This is a genomic window from Chitinophaga sp. RCC_12, from assembly GCF_041360695.1.
In the GTDB taxonomy this organism is placed as follows: Bacteria; Bacteroidota; Bacteroidia; order Chitinophagales; family Chitinophagaceae; genus Chitinophaga.
Map to the genome: position 1 here is coordinate 1,173,862 of NZ_JBFUPS010000001.1, position 21,554 is coordinate 1,195,415.

Below are 21,554 nucleotides of genomic sequence, written 5' to 3' on the forward strand. Positions count from 1 at the left end.
TCTTAAAGTTTAAAGCACCGGAATGCTCAGGCATTCCGGTGCTTTTTTTTTATGGATTCCGGCCATTCTCCCCCGGGTACAGCAAATACACGGCATCACTTTGCCACACTTCCTTCGTATCCACATTCATGGCCGATATTTTGCCTTTGAATGCTGCCCCGGTGTCGATGTTATGCACATTGCAGGCAATCATGGGAAGCTCCTCACCGTAATTAAGGCTGGGGGTATGACCGATATAGATTTCTTTAAACTGCAGCAGCCTTTTTGGATAAAACATGGAGTTCTTCGGAATGCTGCGGTCCATTGCCAGGGCGAGTTCCCACAGGCTTCTGTCCCAATAGAGCATGGGTTCAAACCTTTCATGGGCGGGGCCGTGGGTGGAAGTGAACCCGGCGTGTATATACAACCTGTTTTGGTCATCGATGTAATACATGCGCATGCGGTTCAGAAATTCCTTGTGGCCTTCCAGCGCTGCGGGCGATAGTTTGTTGAAGCTGTCCACCGTAGCTTTACCGCCATTGCGTTGCCACGAGGCTTCGGGCATTACGCCATTCAGCCAGGATTCGCACCAGGCGTCGTGGTTTCCTTTTATAAAAATACAGGTGTATTGTGATGCCAATTCCATGAGCCAGGTGATGGTTTCGGCAGATTCAGACCATCCATCTACATAATCACCTAAAAAAATCAGTGTATCGGTTGTTTTCGGCGCGATACGCTCTACCAGCTGTTTGAGGGCTTTCAGCGCACCGTGTATATCACCTATTACGTAGGTTGCGGGCATGTTTTGTTTTATTTGTACATAATGTCTGTTCGCAGCACATATTTCACACCGGCGGTAAGCAACGCACCTTCATGCCGCAACGGGTGATGAAATATCAGGGCGGTACCTGTTTCCGGGCGGATAATTTCGCCGGAAGCAAAAATGGTTTCCCCGCCGGTATATGCTTCGTTCAGATAGATCATAAAAGTATACTGGCTGGCTTCAATCCTGTTCCGCTCAAAACTGCCGTCCTTGTGCATTTTGAAGCGTTGTCCAGGGCTGTATTTATAGAACCGGAACAACTCATTCACACCGGAGGCGGTTCTGTTTTCTTTTCCTTCCGGAGCAAAATTTTTCAGCCGTTCCCAGATAAAGGTAGCATAAGCCAGGTCTTTATACAAGACCCGTTCATTATTTCGTACACCTTTTATCATCCGTTGTACACCGCCGCCTACGTCTACGGTTGCTTCCTCGTAGCCCATTGCTTCACTTTTTTCTACGAGTTGGGCGCATTCTTCGGCGCTGAGGAAATTTTTGACGGTAAAGATTTCCGGGGTGTAAGTGATTTTTTCCATAACATCAGGTTTCAGTGGGAATATTGATCTGGAAACTATTTTTCTTCAGTTGTTTATTGAACTTGTACAGTTCAGGATGCCTGTTCTTCAACCCTTCGCGTTTCAGGCCGGTGTTGATCACATAGGCGGCGTCCAGTATTTTGCGGCGGAAATTGCGCCGGTCGATGGTTGTTTGCAGGATACACTCATACAGTTCATGCAACTCCGTAATGGTAAACAGTTCATCCAGCAATTCAAATCCTACAGGGTAATACTGGATCTTTGACCGGAGCCTTTGCAGCGCCTGTTTAAAAATATGTTTATGGTCGAAGCCCAGGGCAGGCATTTTCCTGACATTGAACCACTTTACATCGTTGGCCATACTACCTGCCACCACATCAAATTTAGCGGGGTTAATGAGGGCGTAATATCCCACAGCTATTACCCGGCCACGCGGATCCCTGTCGGGTGCGTCAAAGGAATAAAGCTGTTCGAGAAATACTTCCTTCATGCCCAGCTTCGTTTGCAGGATGCGGGAACAGGTGTCCAGGAAGGTCTCTTCCATTTGCAGGAAGCCGCCCGGTAAGGTCCAGCAGTCTTTGAACGGCTCCTCCTTACGGTTCAGCAGCAATACCGACAAGGTATTATTGTGGTAGCCAAATACCACCAGGTCTACCGCCAGGGAGGGGTTCTTATACTCGTGGAAAGACTTCATACTTTGTTTGCGTCATTTTAACGTGAAGTAAAGATTTTTTAGGGAGATAACCTAAAAATGAGGGGATTTTATCTGTAAACAAAAAGGCGGCGCCGAAGCACCGCCTTTTTTATTTGGACCCGGGATAGGATTATTCCAGTCATCTCATAACCTACAACTGTTACACTGTTAAAGTAACAAGATGCAAATATACACCCCGCCATCTATATAAAGTAGACCGCTATCCCGAAGGTTACCAGTATTATGGATGATGGGCCAAAGTCAGGATATCTTTTACTTCCAGCACCGGTTTCTTATAGCCATAACGGGTAACATTGATCATGGCCTGCCCTACTTCCGCCAGCGTAGTCACCCACTGCGGAAAAACCCGCCGGAAAAACGGGTAAGCCCAGGTCATATACTTATAATATTTCTGGGTATACCTCAGTCCATCGGTAGGCAACATGAACCCCGGCCTGAACATATACGCCGCCTTGAACGGCAGCTTCAGCAGGTCATTTTCTGTTTTGCCCTTTACCCGCGCCCACGTGCTGCGCCCTTTCCCCGAGCTGTCGGTGCCCGCGCCGGAAACATAGCAAAAGGTCATATCTGAATTGAGCGCGGCCAGTGTTTTAGCCACTTCCATCGTAAGATCATACGTGACCCGCTTATACCGGTCTTCCTTCATTCCAACAGAAGAAACGCCCAGGCAGAAGTAACAGGCATTATATCCATGCAGCTTTGTGGCGATAGGCAGCATGTCATAAAAATTTTCATGAATGATTTCCTTTAGCTTGGGATGCTGCACGCCGCAGGGCCTGCGGTTAATCACCAACACCTCCTTTACATCCGGATGAAGTAAACATTCATGCAGCACCCCTTCCCCTACCATTCCGGTACTTCCTGTAATAATGGCTCTTATCTCCATAGGAATATTTTAATTTCAGATATCCCTGAATTTAAACCTTTCATTTAACTTAATAAAATATCTATGCCGGGATGCTGTCGTTGGCTTCCCGCTCCCAGAAACGATGCTGTGCAATGGCGTTTATAAAATCCTCACCACTTTTGTTCAGCAACAAACCAGGTTCATTATTTTCTGTTTGCAGATAGGTTTTCTTCAACACTTCCACACCTTCCCCACTTACGGCAATTGCCTTGCAATGTTTATAGGCTTCGTTGATGAAATGCAACGCTGCAGGTTCTTTGACTAACACAGCTGCACTGGCTTTGCCTCCGGGTACATATACCGCATCAAACAATACGGATGCCGCCGTAAGAAAGCTCTGATCCGCTTCAAGATCTGCGCCGCCATCTGCTTTTATGACACCCAGCTTCGGCGCAATCAGCTGCACCTGCGCTTCTGCGGCCTCCAGATCTGCCTTCATCTGAGCAATGTCTTTGCCGGAAACGCCATCTGCCACCAGGAAAGCCACCTGCCTCGACTTCACCGTATTTTTCACGGTATTGGCCATGCTCAACGCCGGAGAAGTATCTACCTGCTGTTTTACGGTTCGCGGCTCATAACTTTCCACCTCCGCATCCGCAGGCCGTATGTGGTTAACAGGATACTCCGGTTTCTCCGGCACGGGTAATCCTAAGCCTTCGGCCACCTGCGCGGCGAGTGACCGGTCCACCTGTGTTAAAACCCCGACCATCCGCTCGCGTATATCCGTACGGGTTACTTTGCCAAGTTCAAAACGCAGCGCGTTGATCAAATGCCTTTTCTCCGCTTCCGACTGGCTGTTATAAAATAAAGCAGCCTGGCTGAAATGATCAAAGAAACTTTCGCTGCGGCCACGGATCTTTTTAGCATCTATTCTTTCTTCATAAGAAGTAAAACCGCCGTCTTTCATTTTTGCCTGGAAAGGGCATCCATTGCTGATAGTATTAGGCTCATAAGCGGTTTCACCCCGGTTGATGGTTTGCCGCATGTGACCATCGCGCTGATTATTATGCACAGGCGCTATCGGGCGGTTGATGGGAATTTCGTGGAAATTGGGACTGCCCAGTCTTGACAACTGCGTATCCGTATAGGAAAATAATCTTCCCTGCAACAGCGGATCATTGGTGAAGTCGATCCCCGGCACGAGGTGCCCGGGATGAAAAGCCACCTGTTCTGTCTCCGCAAAAAAATTATCCGGGTTACGGTTCAATACCATTTTGCCGATGCGCATCACCGGTACTACTTCTTCAGGAATTATTTTGGTAGGATCCAGCAGGTCGAAGGGAAACTTATGTTCATCTTCCTCTGCTACTATCTGCACGCCCAATTCCCATTCGGGGTAAGCTCCGGATTCAATGGCATTCCATAAATCGCGGCGATGAAAGTCCGGGTCCTTACCGGAGATCTTCTGCGCTTCATCCCATGCCACGGAATGGACACCCAGCAAAGGTTTCCAGTGAAACTTTACAAAGCTGCCCTCACCTGCTGCATTGATAAAACGGAAAGTATGCACGCCAAATCCTTCTATCATACGTAAGCTGCGGGGAATAGCGCGGTCGCTCATCACCCACATGATCATATGCATGCTTTCCGGTGCGAGAGAAATAAAATCCCAGAAGGTATCATGCGCGGAAGCAGCCTGGGGCATTTCGTTGTGTGGTTCCGGTTTAACGGCGTGCACAAAATCCGGGAACTTCATGGCATCCTGGATAAAAAACACCGGCATGTTATTACCTACAAGATCATAATTCCCTTCATCTGTATAAAATTTCACCGCAAAGCCGCGCACATCGCGGGCCAGGTCAGTAGAACCCCGTGAGCCCGCTACTGTGGAAAAGCGGACAAATACCGGTGTTTGTTTCGACGGATCCTGCAGGAAACCGGCCTTTGTATATTTCGCCATAGACTCATACACCTTGAAATAGCCGTGAGCGGCCTCTCCCCGTGCATGCACAATTCTTTCCGGAATGCGTTCGTGGTCAAAGTGTGTAATTTTCTCCCTTAAAATAAAATCTTCCAGTAACGACGCACCACGTTCGCCCGCTTTCAGCGAGTTCTGGTTATCATTAATGCGTACTCCCTGGTTAGTTGTCAGGAATTGATCCACCCCTTCTTCTGTATGCGGGGTAAGACTATCCACTTTCCTGTTTGACGTTCCGATAATAGGATTTTTTTTCTTTGCCATGGTTTTGGTGATTTTAATGATGAGGCAGGACCCAATCATTCACACAAACCATACCTATTCAAAACGCATTTTCATCTCCCTTAATCGTATTCCTGATCGTTAAAAATATAATACGGAGATCGAGATATACGGACCAGTTTTCCATATACCAGATATCATGTTCAATCCTTTTGCGCAGATGCGATTCTTCCGTAATTTCTCCACGCAGACCGCAAACCTGCGCCCATCCGGTAATACCGGGCTTCAGAAAATGACGGATCATGTATTGCTGGATCACCCGGGAAAATTCTTCGGTATGACGAAGCATATGTGGACGGGGACCTACAATAGACATATCACCCATAAAAACATTGAGGAACTGCGGCATTTCATCCAGGTTTGTTTTACGCAAGATACGCCCGATCCTCGTAAACCGGCTGTCATGCCGCGTGGCCTGCTTCGCGTTCGCTTCGTTATTCACATACATACTCCGCAGTTTCAAACACGGAAAATTCAGGTTATTACGGCCTGTACGATATTGAATAAAGAACACCGGTCCCCGCGATTCCAGCTTGATCAGCAACGCCAGCAAAGGGATCAGCCAGGTAAGAATAAAAACAATCACCAGACTGCTGAAGATAATATCAAACACACGTTTACGGATACGGTTGGCAATATCATCCAACGGTTCAGAACGCAATGATATAATGGGAATATTATTAAAGTAATCCACAAAGATCTGCCTGTTTACAAACAACTTGAAATCGGGCACAAAGCGGAAATGAATGAGATTCAGTTCTGCCTCCCTCGCCAAAGTATACAGGTAAGGAAATTTTTCGGGAGATAGCGTGGAATATATTTCACGGATGTTGTTAGACTGTGCATAAGGCACGCAAGCCTCCAGGTTGCCTATCACCGGGTAGTAAGACAACTCATGCACGTTGCTGTATTCTTCAAAATAACCTTCAAACTTAAGATTGCTGTTATCTCCTATCAACTGGTCCGCCAGCTGTTTGGAAAGATCATTATACCCGAGGATCACCACTTTCTTTTCCACGCCGCTGCGATGCAGGATATGCCGGGTTACCTTGTAAAAAAGCCAGCGGCCCAGCAATACCATACAAAGGAAGCTGGAGCAATAGCTCAGGATAAACAACCGGGAATATAACTGCTTGGTCAGAAATAAGGACAACAACAACAGCAACAGGTACAACAATATACTCTGTATGGTTTTGCGGGCGATACGGTCAAACGATAACTGTTGACTAAGGAAATAAATACCAGTAGTATATAAAGCCACCAGCCAGGAGAGATTTGATACCACGAGGAAAATATCCACATTAATATCCTGCATACGGTCGTACCGCTGCAACCAGGAGCTGGTTAAAAAAAACAATACATTCAGCCAGATAAAATCCAGCACAATCAACTGGATACTGCAAATTTTGAGATACCGGTTCAGCATAAAATAGAATATGGTTGATCAATAAAAGAAAGCGCTACGCCACCTGTTCTTTAAAGCGCGTCATCACACCCGAAATGGAAAGGTGGCTGGCTGCAAATTCTCGGGCATTCCTTGCGATGTCGGCAGTATTTTCCCATACGGCCCTGCCTATTCCTGTTTGAAGGGCTTCCTGGTTTTCCGCCTCCACCAGAATGCCCATCTGATGCCGGCTTACCAACTCATGCAGGCCGGTGCCTTCGTTGGCCGTAATCAGTGCAATGCCGCCCACCGCAAGTATGGTCGTTAGTTTCGATGGCATCACGAGATCGCTGGCATGTGATTTTTGTATGACCAGGTGTACGTCTGCCATGTTTAAAAAGTTATTAAACTGTGCAAGCGGTTGCAATGGAAAAAAGATCGTGTTCTTTAATTGCAACTGCGATGCTACCTGTTCCAGCTTCGCTTTATATGGGCCTGAACCACAGATCAGGAATTTCATTTCTTCCCGGTGTTGCCAGGACGCAGCAGCATGCAGCAAGGCTTCCAGCCCTTGTTTTTCACCGATGGCGCCGGAGTACAATATAATTTTATCGGTAGGCAAAAAACCGAACGACTGCTTTAATATAGCCTTATCCGTTAGCGGATGAAATTGTGTTACATCCACCCAGTTTGGAAAATAAAATACTTCCCTGCCCGCCTTGTCACTTATTTTACGGATCATCCCGTCTGCTATGCTGCTTACATGATCCGCCTGCCGGAGAATCATCTTTTCCAGTTTCAGCAGCATATTAATCAGCCGTGGCGAGCGGATCATCTGTAAGTCGCGCGCCGCTTCAATTTGCAGATCCTGCACATGATACACGAAGCTGGCGCCCCGTAGTTTTTTATAGAGAACAGCCAGTAACCCCAGGTGAAATGGCGGCGCCACCGTAATTACTATGTCATATTTCTTTTTCCACACCAGCTGCATCACTTTTACGAATGCAGCGGCTGCAAAAGAAAAATCCTGTAACATTCTTTTCTTACCCGAAGGCTCTGCAGGCACATATTGCGGGCAACGGTACACCGTTAATTTTCCTTTTCCCTGCGGATGTACTTCCTTTTTAAACCAGTTCTTTGAGCGTTCATAGGGCGATTGCACCTGCCATTGCGGATAATAAGGATAAGTAGTTATTACCGTGCAGTCGTACCCGTTATCTGCCAGCCAACTGATCATTTCTCCGTTGTACTTTCCTATTCCCGTTGGCTCGGGTGAAAAATTGCCGCCTATCAGTAATATTCGTTTACCCATATACGTTGTATTTATTATTGTTTCCGCCAGCTCCACAATACCCCCAACATAAATCCCACGTTATCGGAGAGCTGTCCCTGGTCCACTGCTATGGATGCTTTCAGGGCAAGCCCTTTCGACGACACCTGGTACTGGAACTCCTGTAGTGTATACCATTGCCGTTTCATTGGTTTGAAAAGGACGGTATTGGTGTAGGTGCCATAATTCTGTGTGTAGGTAATTAATGTTCTGCCGGTAATTTTTTTCGGGAGATGATAAAGTGCGCCGATATGTACTCCCATTACACGATTGTTAATAATATTCCCTCCTTTTGCTCTCAGCGAATCCTTGGGATCATTCCAATTGAATGGCTTCATGCTGGGGAAGTAATGCTGCCCGCGATCCCGGTCGATGAACAACGGCGTGCCGATCACGCGCTCATGATAATCCCAACCGGTAAGATATACGCCGTTGTTGTAGTAGCTTTCGCGCTGGTGCAACGGGAAGAAATCATTCATCTGTTTCGTATAAAGAAACTCTGCTGTAATCTTCTCCAGCCAGCTGCCGGCTTGCTTATTGGTATACACAACGCCCAGGAGCCGGTCGATGTTCCGGATATCAATGCCCTGCCCGGATTCAAAAGGTGTTTGATTATACAGGCGAAGCGACAACTGGTCGTTTTCCCACTCAATTCCCCCTTCTATAATACCGCGGTGATCACCGGGCCGGTTAGGCTGTATATCGGTGGTACCAACCGTTCCATCATCCTTCGTTTTTACAAGCAGCACATCCATAAATCCCTGCCAGTCGGCGGTGATCTTTGGCAGATCTTTCCGGTTACCGCCCCATACCGCATAATGCTGTATGCCGCCAAATAACTTTAGTTTCCTTTTACCTATGCGGAGATAGAAATTTTTCTCGTGCAGCCAGGCGTTCTTGATGTACTGGTCATTTCCCATCCAGCCATGGCTGATGAGTCCTTTGAACTGCACCCAGCCATTCGTATAAGGAATATCGGTATACTGCGTTACCGCGATGCCTACTTTCGGGATGGGGAGCGCATTGCCGCTGATTCCCATAGAGCCGCTGCTGAGGTCTTTGTCTGTTTCCCCGATGATTTCCTCATACCGCCCTGCCCTGATTTCCCAGTGTTTGTAACCAGCTTTTACATATCCCTGCTCTATAAATGTTTGATGAAACTGGTCGTTATTGTATACATCCAGTCCATACCTGACGTAATAATCCTCTTTCCATACATGCCCGTTGCTGAAGCCCACATGAGTAGATACATCTCCTTTACGATCGCTGATAGTGCCAAAATGATTCGCCATGAGCCAGAGCGGCTGGTAGTCTTTCGAAGCAACAGTTCCTACTGCACCGGCATGCACCTCCAGCGAATCTGTAAAGTGAACCTGCGCCACTGCTGCGGCAGGGCCCATTATTAACGCGATATGTAAGCACCATTTCTTCATATAGCCGCTGTATTTAGCAGGGTTACTGTATGTCCCTTCATTTCCCGTTTGCGAACTGCCACTGCAGGATTCCCGGAATAAATCAGCCAGGGTTCCATCTCTTTTGATGCCACACTATTCACCGTCAATACTGCATGACTGCCACAGGTAACACCTGCACAAACCACCGCCATGGCGCCTATCCAGGCGCCATTTTCAATATGAATAGGACCAAGCCGGTAAGGAAAATCCGGTTGTTTGTAGTCGTGGTTGCCGGTAAGCAATAAGGCGCCCTGCGAAAGACAAACATGATCTCCCAATGTTACCGCAGCCAGGTTATCGATCCACACCGATTCCCCTATCCAGCAATGATCGCCGATAGTCAGCAACCATGGATACTTGATACGCACTTTTGTTTTTATGACTAGTCCCTTCCCCACACGGGCGCCAAACAGCTTCAGCAGCTTACTTTTTAACCCATAAGGCCAGGGGAAAGCACTGTTGAAAATATAGTAGTTACAGAAGTACCATAACAGCACTTTCCACTTAGGGCCGGCATAATAACTGCCTGTATTAAATGCAGCAAGATTAGTGGTCATGTGATATCAGATATGAATGTTATAATCCTGTTTTAGCAATGCCATAATATCCTCCCGGCTTTCGTTTCCATCGAGCTTTTGCTGAAATTCCTGCACATTAACGTCTACGAGCAAACGATACCAGTACCCCTGCATGAAATGGAACAGGAAACCTTTGTAGCCATCAAGGAACCCGTAGCGCAGTACATAGCGGAACAGAAAGTACAGCGAGGCCCGCATTCCCGGCGACATAGAAGCGTACACCTTCTCTTTCAGGAAGCGCTTGCGTTTGGCTTGGGTTCCACTCTCCCGCAACAGCCTTTCATCGGTTTGCCAGAAGCCATAACGGATGTTCAGCAGGTCTACCATTTCGCGGATGGCGTAGTTGTTATGCTTGTTTACCCACCAGTGAATGGAGTTCAGGTTATCGTCTACAATATGTTCTTTAAACAGCATCGTAGCGCCGTCGGACAATACAATATGTTCATCCATCCAGCGCTGTTCGATGCTGCCTACCCCATTGCGCCATATCCGCAACAGGGTATGCGGGTAGAAACCGCCGAAGCGGATCCATTTACCTTTGAATAACACCTTGCGGCGTATATATATGCCTGTTATACCGTCTGGTACTTTATCCATCCGTTGCCGGATTTCTTTTACCAGTCCGGGTTCCAGGTATTCATCTGCATCCATGCGCATGATCCAGGGTGTTTCAATGCCGCAATGGTCCAATGCCCACTGAAACTGATTGGCATAGTTCACCCATTTACGCTGAAAAACCTTTGCGCCGTATCTTTCCGCAATCGCTACGGTATCATCTGTTGAAAAAGCATCTATTACGTACAGCTCATCCGTTATTTGCCGGAGATTCTCCAGGCAGCGTGCCAGGTGCAACGATTCATTAAATGTGAGTATAACTACCGCGATCTTCATCTAGCTACATTTTTCATACAGTTCTACATAAGACGATGCCAGCGTGGCATCATTGAAATCATTACGGATCTGTAAAGGGGCAGACCGTGTAATCCTTTGCCGTTGCCCCTTTTCCTGGTAAGCAGCAGTGAGCTGCGCTGTAATCATCTCCACGCTATCGATTCCGGTAATCCAGCCCAGGTCATGCTGCTGCACATAGGTTGCCAGTCCCACCTGATCGCTGATCAGCACCGGCGTACCGGCATACAGCGATTCAATCACCACAATGGCAAAGTTTTCATTACGGGAGGTTAGCGCAAAAAGGTCGGTGGCAGCGAGGAAATGAAATTTATCCTCACTGCCTTTCCAACCTACCCATTCGACGCTATTATCCATATCGAGCGACGCAATTAATTCCTTTAATACTGCTACATACTGCGCATCGCCACTGCCGGCGATCTGCAGCCGGTAGGGAAATGTTACCTTCGCTAATGCGCGGATCAGCAGATCCAGTCCCTTCTTAGGGTCTACCCGGGAAAGAAAACTGATGGTAAATACCTCGTTCTCCTTCCGCACAAAACTCCCTTCCGGTAAATCCACGAGGTTAAACACCTGTCCGCCCTCCCAGTGAGTATTCACCTGCCGGCATTCCTTCCACTCCAGTTCCGACGATACATGCAGGTAAGTATTCTTTAATAAACGTTTACCCATTACCGTATGCAGCAGTTTCTTCTTCCGGTTGTTCCGCGCCGTCAGCACATAGTCGCAAAACATGCCATGCGGAGATAACAGCGGTTTTAGCTTTCTCCATTTACAGATAAAAGAAGCGCCCATTACCAGGAAATTCCACCAGGAGTGGATATGTACTTTATCAAACTGTTTTGCATTAGACCAAACCGCTTTCCACAATGCCGGCGACACATGCGTGTGATCGCCGGTGATCCTTTTGAAATAGGTTACCTTTACCCCATCCATGATCACCGTCGTGTTAGCCGCTATATCCAGTTCCCTGGCGCCGTTGGCCGTGGTAGTATATACTTCCACCTGGTGCCCCATTAACACCAGTTGCTCCGCCAGCCGCGCTATTACTACAATAGGACCTCCGTACACGTAGGCCGGTTTGTAGGAAGGAACAATAAAAAGTATCTTCATAAACAAGGGTTATTTATTCATTGAATCCAGCGAGTGAAAAGCATTATCCACCATAGCCGTCATGGTCAGATTTTCTCCCACAAATTGTTTGGCATGTCGCCCCAGCCTGGTGATCTCTTCATCCGACAACTGATCCAGCACATACAAACACTCGTCCATGCTATCGAAGATCAGGCCGTTGTAGCCATCACGGACATAACTGTATTCCACGCATTGCAGTACTTCCTCGCTGCGCTTAAAAGTACATACCGGCTTACCATAGGCCATTGCTTCCACCGCCGACAGCCCCACCCATCCCGGCTGAAAATACAGGTCGGCGATACCAAACAGCTCCTGTTTTATAACAGGATCATACACCGCCCCAAAGTCATGTACATGTGGATAACTGCTGAAGTCGGGCTTGTATTTACCTGCCCCGATGATGATAAATCCATACTGCTCCGGATCGGTTTCCTGCATCAGTTTCTCCAGCAAATCAATACGACGGCCGGTTTCGTTAAAGCGGGCGCAATAGATCAGTATCCGTTTCGAGCGGATGTTATACTTTTCACGGAGCGCTGCTTTATCGGGCGCCTCCCGTTGCATGATCTTTTCCACTTCAGAAATCGTATTGTTCAAAGCCACTGCCTTTAAGCCCGGCATTTCCTGCTGCCAGAGCGCCATTTCCTTTGGTGTGTAAAACCAGGTTGCATCGGCCAGTTGTATCATCCATTTCAACAGGCGGCTGGGTCGTTGTTCTTCCTGCACATATCTCTTTACTGAAATACCATGTCCCCAAAGGATAACCTTCTGTTTCAGCAAGGGTTTTAGCAACAGGATCATCCAGGTAGACAGATGCGCGAAATTGAGCATCAACACCAGTACCTTATAGTCTTTATTAAAAAAACGCAACGGGTTATATAACACAAACGGGCCTACGCTCCAGGCAGGCAATTGCTTCACTGTGGTGTTGCCGGCAGACAGGTTTTGCTGTTTGATAGCATCTGCCTGATCATAACAATACAGATCGAAAGGCGCCTGCTCATTGAGCCGGTTAAAAAAATGTTCGCGGTAATGCGGCACCAGTGGCTGCAAAATGGCAATCATACCAGTACATTTTTATGTGCATGAATAATACTGCTCACATCATAACCATAGATCATGCGACGGCCTTCATGAATGGAGTCGAACGCCACCACGTTACCGTCGCGCTTCCAGCGTGGATGTAAATCGCAGTGCAAACCGCTGCGTGTAAACGCCATCTGTTCCAGCGAGAACGCTTTTAACACCCCTTCTTCCACACCGGCCAGTAAAGGGTGTGCCTGTTTCAGATCAGGCTTGTCATCAATCATACGGTAAGTACCCAACGTCACTTTCTTCTGCGTGCTGTACTGGAAAAGGAACAAGGTCCGGACTCCCTGTTGATTGGGATAAGTATCACAAATCATCCAGTCGCGGTCCGCCGGGCAAAACATCGGATGCCCGTCTTCCGTAATAATATCCTTTGCCAGCATAGCCGGCGCCCCGTTATCCACATCTTCCAGTAACAACCAGTTGAAGGGCGCTACCGCTTTTGCACCTTTCTCTTTTGTATACAATAATTTCTTCAGCACTTTCTTCCCCCCGGAAATCAATCCTGAAGGCATCATTTTATACAACAGGGAACCACGCAGTTTTTCAATGTTACTGCCCGTTCTGCCCCAGATAGCAATGTGTGAATCATCTTTCCAGTCGAAATGACTGAGGAACCCTGTAGCCAGGCATTTCAGGTCGCTGCCATCCACGCCGATCGTCATGAGCCGCGTAGTTTCACCCCCGTCTTTTAACTTATAGCGGTGCAGGAAGGCCAGCCGCTGCTGCGAGGGATTCAGCAACAGGTGCGTGATATAATGATGTTGTCCCAAAGCGGGATTCATTTTATAATTGGCGGCAGCAGCAATAGACAGTAACAATGTTTGCTCGCCGGTGTATACATTGTGCTTTACAATACCGGAGTTATCAGGTACGTGAACGTGCGCATACTTATCAGCAAGACCGGTGTATCCATATCCTCCTACACGATACAGCCTTGCGTAGTCGATACCAAAAGCAACGCCCTCATCTGTGATCACATGGGCGGGCTGATGCAACACACTCACGCATTTGCCGGCATTTGTGTCATATATCCGGGAACCCCATACATCATCAACCCGGTCATTCACGATAAAAGTATCTGTATCGCCGATCCATTGCTGGCGGGCGCCCTGTGGATAGTTATAAGCGTAGGTGTCTCCCATCCGGCGGAATTGCTGTGCTGCATCGAAGTAGCCAATGCCGCAGGGAATACGCGGATCCGGGGGAACAGTAATGTCGGGTGTTTGTAATGCAAGCAATTTATCACCTGCAGCATTCCAAGCTACCAGGTCATGAAAACCAAAAAAGAAATGTCCTGTTCCTGCTGATAAAATAAATTCCTGCTGCATATATTAATGTGTTGTGATGAAAGATGATTTATCCATGCACTTTTCTTTTCTCAACAAAAAAGTCTGATCATGAATCTTATTATCAATACGCCTGATAACATCTTCTTCAGATAAATAAAAACCGTTCACACCCTGCAGTGTTTTCAACAGGTCTGTTTTTACAATATCCCTGGCCATAAATTCTGCGCTGATGCGATTGCCGGAGAGGGTTTTAATTTTCTGGTGAAGAAATGATTTGCGATAAAGTTTTACCGGTGTGGCATTGATATTATATAGTTGAATCGCAGCCTGCCAGTCCATCCATTTAAACTCAGCCACGCCGCTGCCCTCCGTATGTGGCGTGGATAATATAAAGCGGTGCCAGGGCACGCGCAGCGCATCGGCCAGGATGGCGCCGTGCATGGCTTCCGCAATCACATATTCCGATGCGGCGATTTCCTGCAACGTATGTTCTACGCCTTGCTCCGACCGTGGTGAGATATAATTATAACCCAGTTTATTACAGAGTGCTTCCCAATCGAAAAACGGCACTGATTTAAAATAAGGGATCACGCTCACCTTGTGCTTTTTCTTCACCTTCAGGAATTTATCAAACTCCGGTAGCTGGCGGATAGCGTAGGCAGCATCAGCGATGTACGGGAACTGGTTATTAAATGCGTAGGCCGACAATGGCCCCCGCAGGAAACGGATATCCCAGCTGCTGTTAAGACTGAAGGTTTGATGAGAAGGCCTTACGCCTGTACCGAAAACAATCTTGCACTTGTCCGGTATATCCCTGAATAGCGGAGAGCCGTCGAACAGGATAGAACCGATGCCCAGGAATGCTTCCGGATCATTGGTATTTCCTTCGCCAAATAACTTGGGCCAGAGCCACCCGTTCAGGTCATCACCAAAATTGCCTTTGGGATCTTTATAATAAACATAATCCACGTTGTAGTCATTTACAGGTTAGCAATACGTAATACTTTTACTGCATCGTTACTGTTGATCCATGCTGTAAAGTCAACTGCCCGTCGTTCCCAGCTGTGGGCTTCGCTATTCACCGTTGCCGGCGCCAGCTTGCCATTAGCCAGTTTACTGATCAATACCGCCAGTGACGCCGGCGCATTGTTGTTGAAATAATATCCCTCGTGCCCGAATATTTCCAATGGCTCGCCAATAGCGCAGGTAAACACCGGCTTGTCAAATGGCAGGTACATGTAAATCTTACTGGGACAACGCGCCCAGTCCTGCACAGTATCATTCAGCGGGGAAATAAATGCGTCGGCCGCAGTGAACCAGGAGCTGAGATCTTCTTCCGGTGCATAGCCCAGGAATTGAACCTGCGCATCCAGCTGCTTTTCTTTGACAAAAGCTTTTGCTTCCGCCATGTGCCGGCCCTGTCCCAATAACATTAATACCACATCGCTTCTTTCCTTGCTTACCATTTCCATTGCCTGCAACATGGTAAAGAGACCATAGTTGCGGGTAAGCGTGCCCATATAGATCAGTATCGTTTTGCCTTTATAAGCATCCTGCAATTCATCCAGGCGGATCCGTGGCGACGCTATCACATCATTGTTGAATGCGTAAGGCGAGTACAACACCGGAAGTTGTTTGCGGAACAGCTGCGCCGCCCTTTTCGTATATACGTTACAGAGATACTTGCTGGCGCATAACAATCCATCGGCATACAACACCGACCAATACTCCAGCGCCAGCATAGCCAGCTTACGGATGCCTTTATTGTCGGGGATACCGGAAGGCAACTCTGAATGTTCGATGAGTATCTTGGGTTTTACGTTGAGCTTACCTTTGGAAATACGGTTACGGAAACTGAAAGAACAGAATAACACATAGTCCGGTGCAATCTGGTTCACCAGTTCTGTTTTGACCCTGACTTCTTCTCCTGCGGAGCCAGGCTGATAGTAGTATACCTTCACCGCCTCACTACACTCCATGGCTATACGTTTCCGGTTCTCTTCACTGTCCTGCGCAATGATAGACACTTCCCAACCTAGCGACAGTAACGGTCCGGCCATGCCTATCGCCCGTTTCATGGTGGCAATGAATTTAATATCCCCTAGTGTAATGAAGCATATTTTCATAGCTGATGTTTTTTTACCGTTTATATTTTCCCTTCGGGAGATAGCATATCGATCGTTTCATTTATTTGTACGGGTACTTCCTCCGTGGCAGATTCCTCCATAAAATCATAGTAGGCGCGCAACAGCACTGCACCAATGGCAGGTATGTTAAACCTTAGTTGCTGGATGGGGGAAAAAAGAAAAGTCCATATTACCCCAATCGTCATCAGCACCAGCACCGGGTACAATGCCGTGTCAGCGGCATTGCGGATGAGGTAAAAGCCCATTCTCAGCAGGAATATGAATATCAGCAGTACCGCAATAAATCCACCCAGCCCGCAGTTTACCCAGGCGCCCAGCAGGATCGAGTGACTGGGGATCAGGTGGTCTGTTGAGGTAGCCAGTTGTTCATTCATTTCTTCATTCTGGTATAGCAACAGGATCCGGTAATATTGCAGGTTGTCGTCTTTTGCCCAGGAACCATGACCGAAGAGCGGTGCATCGGCAATGGCTGCCATTGCAGCAAAGGTTTCGCCCCTGCCTGTCATCAGTAATGACAACGGATTATAAGGATTATCGAGCCGGTCGATTTGCTCGGAAGCATGATCTCCTCCTATTTCATGATTCATCACTGCATTTACATAACATACATAGGCAAACTGGAACAGGATAGCGCCTGCAATCCCAAACACCAGCAACCGGTCGCGGGTGAGGTACATACCGCTGTTAAAGCAATAAATGATGATGGCGCCCAGGAAAAAGACCATGCCTGTTGAGCGCGAGTCGCGGGCAAAACACAACAGGCTATAGCCTAATAGCAGCGCCAGCACCGCCTTCCATTGTCCTCTGCGATATAAAAGAAAAGAACAGATATAAACAGCATACGACAGGATAGGTACCATCTTAAACTTGAAGTACGACATATCCGTATCTGCATTATCATCTGTCCAGATAATATTTTTGATAAGGGTCATGCAAAGGAAGAAGAAGATGGCCTGGTCATCTTCCAAAGTTTTAAACAGGAAAATAAAAGAGAGGATAGACATAATGATGGCCGCCCAGCCCCGCATGAAATTCTCTGAAGAGCTGTGTACGATAAACAGATCAGTAATCGCCTGGAACACGAAGAGCGCTACCAATGCAAAGATGATCTTGCGGAACATGGGATACGCTTTAAAATCCCGCAGGTCAAATACAAAGGGGGTAGACAGCAGCACCATGATCTCATTGAGCTTCAACTGGCCTACCAGTGCTACATTCACGCCACTCAACAAAGTGTACATGGCTATTTTGACCCGGTTAAACATAGGCAGGCATTTTACCGCGAACCGCGTAGTGAACAATTTGCTGTAGCCGTTCCCGGTTTACGTCCAGGCTGTATTCCTGTAAAAAATCTTCCCGTAACCGGGCGCCCTTATCCGTTTCCGGATCAAACGCCAGCAGGGATTGTTTAAACGCTGCCGGTTCATCAGATACAATAAAGTGATGACTCTTCACTCCTTCCACCCCCTTCCGGGTACTGATAATCGGTGTACTGAGTGCCATTGCTTCCAGGCATTTCAGGCGGGTGCCACTGCCATGCACCAACGGAATGATCACTGCGCTGGCCACAGAGATATACCACTTCACATCATCCACCTTTCCAAAGGCTACAATATTGCGATACTCTTCTTTGCCGGTAATTTGTTTCAGCGCTTCTTTAGAACCCCTGCCCACGAGCCACAGATCGTACTTTCCTGCCAGGTCATCATCCCACACGTTTTCGATAAACCATTTGAGGCCGGCGAAATTCATATATACGCCGAAGTTAGCCGTCATCACCAGCACACGCTGCTGCTTCTTCCCGGTGAAGTGATAATCTTTCGCGTCCAGGAAGTTGGGAACCGTAAAAACTTTCTGTTTAGGCAGGAAGCGTGTGTGATAGGCATTATCATCTTCACTAACTACCAGTACCGCAGCAGCTTTGTTAAAGTACATGCGCTCATGTAGTTTTTCCATACTGAACAGCTGCCACTTGCGCAGCTTATCCACAATATTTTTTGAGGGCAGCTGCCAGGTAATCATGGGCTGTGCGTTGTGCGTGCCCAGGATAACGGGAATCTGTTTCTGCCTGAAATAAGAAATATAATGACCTACATAGCCATAGTCCAGGATAGCTGCTGCCAGCGGATAATCGCGGCACACCTCTTCAAAAATGCTCATAACGGTGGCAGAACGCTGGAAGTATTGTTTACCGGTAATACGGGTCAGCAGATCGAAAGGTTTTGTTTCATAAGTATAAAAAGTAACGTTAGGGAGATGGTATTTCTGCACGTCCACCTTCTCCACATTCTGTACCACGGCAATCACCTCATAACCGAGCTGCGACAAAGCTTTGATCAGGTAGTAACTCCTGATGCGTTCTCCCCCGTTTTGCGGGAAGGGGGATATGTCTGTGAAGAAAAGAATGTTCATATCTTAATTCGCTTTTAATACCACTAGCCGTGCCTGTAGCTTTGTGAAAATCCTGTTGAGTAATTGTTCCACTTTCGCGGTTTCATCGGTGGTTAGCCCAATGAGCCGGATGAGGAATACGATGCTGATGATACTTATTGTTGTGGTAACGCCCAGCCGCATAAATCCTTCCCCCATGAATAGTTGCGGGATGCAGGCCAGTCCGGCTGCCAGCAATGCCGGCACTATTGATTTGATGATCACCTGCCGGGTAAACACTGCCGGCGATAAGCCCGTAATAGTTTTCGCCGCCATCATGCGGTAAATGCCGCTTACAACTTCTATGGCGATGGCACTGATCAATACCGTAGCCGCGGGATATCCTGCCTTCAGCAGCAACCAGGCAATGGGTAAATTGAACAGTACCATTGTGCTGACTACCACCTGGTACTTTCTTATTTTCCCTACCGACTGTACCGCTACCTGTATGCCCGACGACAGCTGGTTAATCAATGTAGCGATGATAATCAGGCGGCACATCATGACTGTAAAATCGGGTACTTGTTTCAGCCAGCATTGCAATACAAAAGGCATTTCTATCATCATGGGGATGGCGAAAAAGCTCAGCAGGAAAAAGGAAAACTTGCTGGCGATCATGGCCAGCCGCAGCATCCTCGGACGGTCGCCGCTGCCTTCACTTTTAATGATCTGCGGATTTAATGCCCGCAGCATGGTAACAGAAAAGTAGCTGAGCTGTGCATTCACCTGGTTAGCGATGCCGTAAGCTGCATTAACGATGGTGCCAAAGAAAACATTCAGCAGAAGAGCGATGCCCTGGTTGCGTGCCACGAAACTGCCGGCGCCAAACATATTCCACCCTGCGTAGGCAAACATTTCTTTCAAAAGGCTTTTGTCGAAATACTGCCGGATGCGGATGCGGCTTTCTTCATACTTCACCGCGCAATACACTTGCTTAAACACCAGCAGTAATACGGTGAGCAACGCCATGAGCCCGCCATACACAATGAGCCGGTCGTATGAAGTGTATTGCAGGCTGAGTGCTATCAGCAGTTTGCCTACAGATTCCACTATTCCCATTATAGCTACCATCACCATATTTTCCTGTGCAATCAATGTAGCATCGTAAGGCACCGAGATGATCGTAAAGAACGCGCTGACCACCATGAACTGGAAGATGAGTTTGGCCGCCATGGTGCGGGATGGAGGATAATTGAGCACATGATCAAAAAGATAGCTGCCTATCACTTCAAACAGCAGCACCAATGCCAGGCCCAATACAAAATGCAGCAGTACGCTGGAGTTAAACACCACTTTCAGTTTATGTGCGTCTTTGGTGCCAAGGTGAAAAGACATATACCGCTGCGTGCTGATGGTCATTGCCATGTTCAGGAAAGACAACATGGCAATGACCCCGCTGATCAGGTTAAACAATCCGTAGTCTGCCGCGCCCAGCAGGTTGAGTACCAGCCGGGTGGCATATAAGGAAATAAAAACGGTGATCAGCATCCGTCCGTAAAGCGCGCCTGTATTTAATATCACCCTGTTCGCTACCTGCATGTTGATTTAATTATCCGATTAAGTGTTCCAGTTGTGTCACTTCTTTCTTTGCAAACAATGCCACGTCGCTGGCCATCATTTCCTTTACCAGTGCGGCCAGGTCGTAGGCTGGTTCCCATCCCAGTACTGTTTTGGATTTGGTAGGGTCGCCTATCAGCAGCTCCACTTCCGTAGGGCGGAAATAACGCGGATCAATAGCGACTACCTGCTTACCTAACGGCAACGCATATACCTCATTTGTGCAGGCGGCTACGGTACCAATTTCCTCTGCACCGGTGCCGGTGAAGGCGATTTCGATACCCAGTTCTGCAAAGGACATGCGTACAAACTCTCTCACGGTGGTGGTAATACCGGTAGCAATTACGTAGTCGTCTGGTGTTTCCTGTTGCAGGATGCGCCACATGGCTTCTACATAATCTTTTGCGTGGCCCCAGTCGCGTTGCGCATCCAGGTTACCGAGGTACAGTTTATCCTGCAGTCCGAGTGCGATCGCAGCAGCGCCCCTGGTAATCTTCCGGGTTACGAAGGTTTCTCCGCGCAGCGGGCTTTCATGGTTAAAGAGAATGCCGTTGCAGGCATACATGCCATAAGCCTCGCGGTAGTTAACTGTAATCCAGTAAGCGTATAACTTCGCCACAGCATAGGGGCTGCGCGGGTAAAAAGGCGTTGTTTCACGTTGTGGTACTTCCTGTACCAGTCCGTACAGCTCGGAGGTGCTGGCTTGATAGATGCGTGTTTTCTTTTCCATTTTCAGGATGCGTAACGCTTCCAGCAGGCGCAGCGTGCCTATACCATCTGCATTGGCAGTATATTCCGGGGTATCAAAACTTACCCGTACATGGCTCATGGCAGCCAGGTTATAAATTTCATCCGGTTGGGTTTCCTGTATAATGCGTATGAGGTTGGTGCTGTCGGTCATATCGCCGTAATGCAAACGGAAGCGCACATTTTCACTGTGCATATCCTGGTAGAGGTGATCAATTCTTTCGGTGTTGATCAGCGAAGCGCGGCGTTTTACACCATGCACCATATATCCCTTTCCCAGCAGCAGTTCTGCCAGATAAGCGCCATCCTGGCCGGTAATACCTGTTATCAGGGCTACTTTCATACG

19 protein-coding genes are annotated in these 21,554 nt (G+C 47.8%); all 19 read right to left on the bottom strand.

Translation table 11 applies throughout. The annotated features are described in order from the left end of the window. Positions 1 to 49: 49 nt before the first annotated feature. The 19 genes from AB6805_RS04515 to gmd all read right to left on the bottom strand — a co-directional run bounded on the left by AB6805_RS04515 (position 50) and on the right by gmd (position 21,551). Positions 50 to 781 carry a metallophosphoesterase family protein gene (locus tag AB6805_RS04515; protein WP_370908265.1) on the bottom strand — a complete coding sequence of 244 codons (732 nt, stop codon included), beginning with the start codon at positions 779 to 781 and terminating at the stop codon, positions 50 to 52. 8 nt (positions 782 to 789) lie between these two features. Continuing rightward, positions 790 to 1,335: a prolyl hydroxylase family protein gene (locus tag AB6805_RS04520; RefSeq protein ID WP_370908266.1), complete on the bottom strand. Its 546-nt coding sequence runs from the start codon at positions 1,333 to 1,335 to the stop codon at positions 790 to 792. Between the two features lie 4 nt (positions 1,336 to 1,339). Further along, positions 1,340 to 2,029 carry an NUDIX domain-containing protein gene (locus AB6805_RS04525; RefSeq protein WP_370908267.1) on the bottom strand — a complete coding sequence of 230 codons (690 nt, stop codon included), beginning with the start codon at positions 2,027 to 2,029 and terminating at the stop codon, positions 1,340 to 1,342. Positions 2,030 to 2,270: 241 nt separating this feature from the next. Beyond that, a complete protein-coding gene (locus tag AB6805_RS04530) occupies positions 2,271 to 2,936 on the bottom strand; it encodes an epimerase (protein WP_370908268.1) in 666 nt (221 codons plus the stop codon). A gap of 61 nt (positions 2,937 to 2,997) precedes the next feature. Beyond that, positions 2,998 to 5,139 carry a catalase HPII gene (gene katE, locus AB6805_RS04535; RefSeq protein ID WP_370908269.1) on the bottom strand — a complete coding sequence of 714 codons (2,142 nt, stop codon included), beginning with the start codon at positions 5,137 to 5,139 and terminating at the stop codon, positions 2,998 to 3,000. A 58-nt stretch (positions 5,140 to 5,197) separates the two neighbouring features. Further along, a complete protein-coding gene (locus tag AB6805_RS04540) occupies positions 5,198 to 6,583 on the bottom strand; it encodes an undecaprenyl-phosphate glucose phosphotransferase (protein WP_370908270.1) in 1,386 nt (461 codons plus the stop codon). Between the two features lie 34 nt (positions 6,584 to 6,617). Next, complete coding sequence (locus AB6805_RS04545) at positions 6,618 to 7,853, bottom strand: WcaI family glycosyltransferase (RefSeq protein ID WP_370908271.1); 1,236 nt, start codon at positions 7,851 to 7,853, stop codon at positions 6,618 to 6,620. Between the two features lie 14 nt (positions 7,854 to 7,867). Beyond that, entirely contained in the window at positions 7,868 to 9,304 is a 1,437-nt protein-coding gene (locus AB6805_RS04550) for a capsule assembly Wzi family protein (RefSeq protein WP_370908272.1), read from the bottom strand. Next, positions 9,301 to 9,882 carry a WcaF family extracellular polysaccharide biosynthesis acetyltransferase gene (locus tag AB6805_RS04555; protein WP_370908273.1) on the bottom strand — a complete coding sequence of 194 codons (582 nt, stop codon included), beginning with the start codon at positions 9,880 to 9,882 and terminating at the stop codon, positions 9,301 to 9,303. The genes AB6805_RS04550 and AB6805_RS04555 overlap by 4 nt, the downstream gene beginning before the upstream one ends. Positions 9,883 to 9,888: 6 nt before the next feature. Beyond that, positions 9,889 to 10,794: a glycosyltransferase family 2 protein gene (locus AB6805_RS04560; protein WP_370908274.1), complete on the bottom strand. Its 906-nt coding sequence runs from the start codon at positions 10,792 to 10,794 to the stop codon at positions 9,889 to 9,891. Next, positions 10,795 to 11,925 (bottom strand): XrtY-associated glycosyltransferase XYAG1, encoded by a 1,131-nt coding sequence (locus tag AB6805_RS04565; protein ID WP_370908275.1) that lies wholly within the window; start codon positions 11,923 to 11,925, stop codon positions 10,795 to 10,797. 9 nt (positions 11,926 to 11,934) lie between these two features. Next, entirely contained in the window at positions 11,935 to 13,011 is a 1,077-nt protein-coding gene (locus AB6805_RS04570) for a glycosyltransferase (protein WP_370908276.1), read from the bottom strand. Continuing rightward, entirely contained in the window at positions 13,008 to 14,366 is a 1,359-nt protein-coding gene (locus AB6805_RS04575; protein WP_370908277.1) for a hypothetical protein, read from the bottom strand. The genes AB6805_RS04570 and AB6805_RS04575 overlap by 4 nt, the downstream gene beginning before the upstream one ends. A gap of 3 nt (positions 14,367 to 14,369) precedes the next feature. Then, positions 14,370 to 15,296: a polysaccharide pyruvyl transferase family protein gene (locus tag AB6805_RS04580; RefSeq protein ID WP_370908278.1), complete on the bottom strand. Its 927-nt coding sequence runs from the start codon at positions 15,294 to 15,296 to the stop codon at positions 14,370 to 14,372. 11 nt (positions 15,297 to 15,307) lie between these two features. Then, entirely contained in the window at positions 15,308 to 16,453 is a 1,146-nt protein-coding gene (locus AB6805_RS04585; RefSeq protein ID WP_370908279.1) for a glycosyltransferase family 4 protein, read from the bottom strand. A gap of 20 nt (positions 16,454 to 16,473) precedes the next feature. Further along, positions 16,474 to 17,739: a hypothetical protein gene (locus AB6805_RS04590; protein WP_370908280.1), complete on the bottom strand. Its 1,266-nt coding sequence runs from the start codon at positions 17,737 to 17,739 to the stop codon at positions 16,474 to 16,476. Beyond that, entirely contained in the window at positions 17,732 to 18,886 is a 1,155-nt protein-coding gene (locus AB6805_RS04595) for a glycosyltransferase family 4 protein (RefSeq protein WP_370908281.1), read from the bottom strand. The genes AB6805_RS04590 and AB6805_RS04595 overlap by 8 nt, the downstream gene beginning before the upstream one ends. A gap of 3 nt (positions 18,887 to 18,889) precedes the next feature. Then, entirely contained in the window at positions 18,890 to 20,443 is a 1,554-nt protein-coding gene (locus AB6805_RS04600) for a lipopolysaccharide biosynthesis protein (protein ID WP_370908282.1), read from the bottom strand. A gap of 10 nt (positions 20,444 to 20,453) precedes the next feature. Next, positions 20,454 to 21,551 (bottom strand): GDP-mannose 4,6-dehydratase, encoded by a 1,098-nt coding sequence (gene gmd / locus AB6805_RS04605; RefSeq protein WP_079470287.1) that lies wholly within the window; start codon positions 21,549 to 21,551, stop codon positions 20,454 to 20,456. Positions 21,552 to 21,554: the final 3 nt, after the last annotated feature.

Excerpts from the sequence above, each read along its gene's own strand:
- AB6805_RS04515 (WP_370908265.1), bottom strand. The coding sequence starts at position 781 with ATGCCCGCAACCTACGTAATAGGTGATATACACGGTGCGCTGAAAGCC.
- AB6805_RS04520 (WP_370908266.1), bottom strand. The coding sequence starts at position 1,335 with ATGGAAAAAATCACTTACACCCCGGAAATCTTTACCGTCAAAAATTTC.
- AB6805_RS04525 (WP_370908267.1), bottom strand. The coding sequence starts at position 2,029 with ATGAAGTCTTTCCACGAGTATAAGAACCCCTCCCTGGCGGTAGACCTG.
- AB6805_RS04530 (WP_370908268.1), bottom strand. The coding sequence starts at position 2,936 with ATGGAGATAAGAGCCATTATTACAGGAAGTACCGGAATGGTAGGGGAA.
- katE (WP_370908269.1), bottom strand. The coding sequence starts at position 5,139 with ATGGCAAAGAAAAAAAATCCTATTATCGGAACGTCAAACAGGAAAGTG.
- AB6805_RS04540 (WP_370908270.1), bottom strand. The coding sequence starts at position 6,583 with ATGCTGAACCGGTATCTCAAAATTTGCAGTATCCAGTTGATTGTGCTG.
- AB6805_RS04545 (WP_370908271.1), bottom strand. The coding sequence starts at position 7,853 with ATGGGTAAACGAATATTACTGATAGGCGGCAATTTTTCACCCGAGCCA.
- AB6805_RS04550 (WP_370908272.1), bottom strand. The coding sequence starts at position 9,304 with ATGAAGAAATGGTGCTTACATATCGCGTTAATAATGGGCCCTGCCGCA.
- AB6805_RS04555 (WP_370908273.1), bottom strand. The coding sequence starts at position 9,882 with ATGACCACTAATCTTGCTGCATTTAATACAGGCAGTTATTATGCCGGC.
- AB6805_RS04560 (WP_370908274.1), bottom strand. The coding sequence starts at position 10,794 with ATGAAGATCGCGGTAGTTATACTCACATTTAATGAATCGTTGCACCTG.
- AB6805_RS04565 (WP_370908275.1), bottom strand. The coding sequence starts at position 11,925 with ATGAAGATACTTTTTATTGTTCCTTCCTACAAACCGGCCTACGTGTAC.
- AB6805_RS04570 (WP_370908276.1), bottom strand. The coding sequence starts at position 13,011 with ATGATTGCCATTTTGCAGCCACTGGTGCCGCATTACCGCGAACATTTT.
- AB6805_RS04575 (WP_370908277.1), bottom strand. The coding sequence starts at position 14,366 with ATGCAGCAGGAATTTATTTTATCAGCAGGAACAGGACATTTCTTTTTT.
- AB6805_RS04585 (WP_370908279.1), bottom strand. The coding sequence starts at position 16,453 with ATGAAAATATGCTTCATTACACTAGGGGATATTAAATTCATTGCCACC.
- AB6805_RS04590 (WP_370908280.1), bottom strand. The coding sequence starts at position 17,739 with ATGTTTAACCGGGTCAAAATAGCCATGTACACTTTGTTGAGTGGCGTG.
- AB6805_RS04595 (WP_370908281.1), bottom strand. The coding sequence starts at position 18,886 with ATGAACATTCTTTTCTTCACAGACATATCCCCCTTCCCGCAAAACGGG.
- AB6805_RS04600 (WP_370908282.1), bottom strand. The coding sequence starts at position 20,443 with ATGCAGGTAGCGAACAGGGTGATATTAAATACAGGCGCGCTTTACGGA.
- gmd (WP_079470287.1), bottom strand. The coding sequence starts at position 21,551 with ATGAAAGTAGCCCTGATAACAGGTATTACCGGCCAGGATGGCGCTTAT.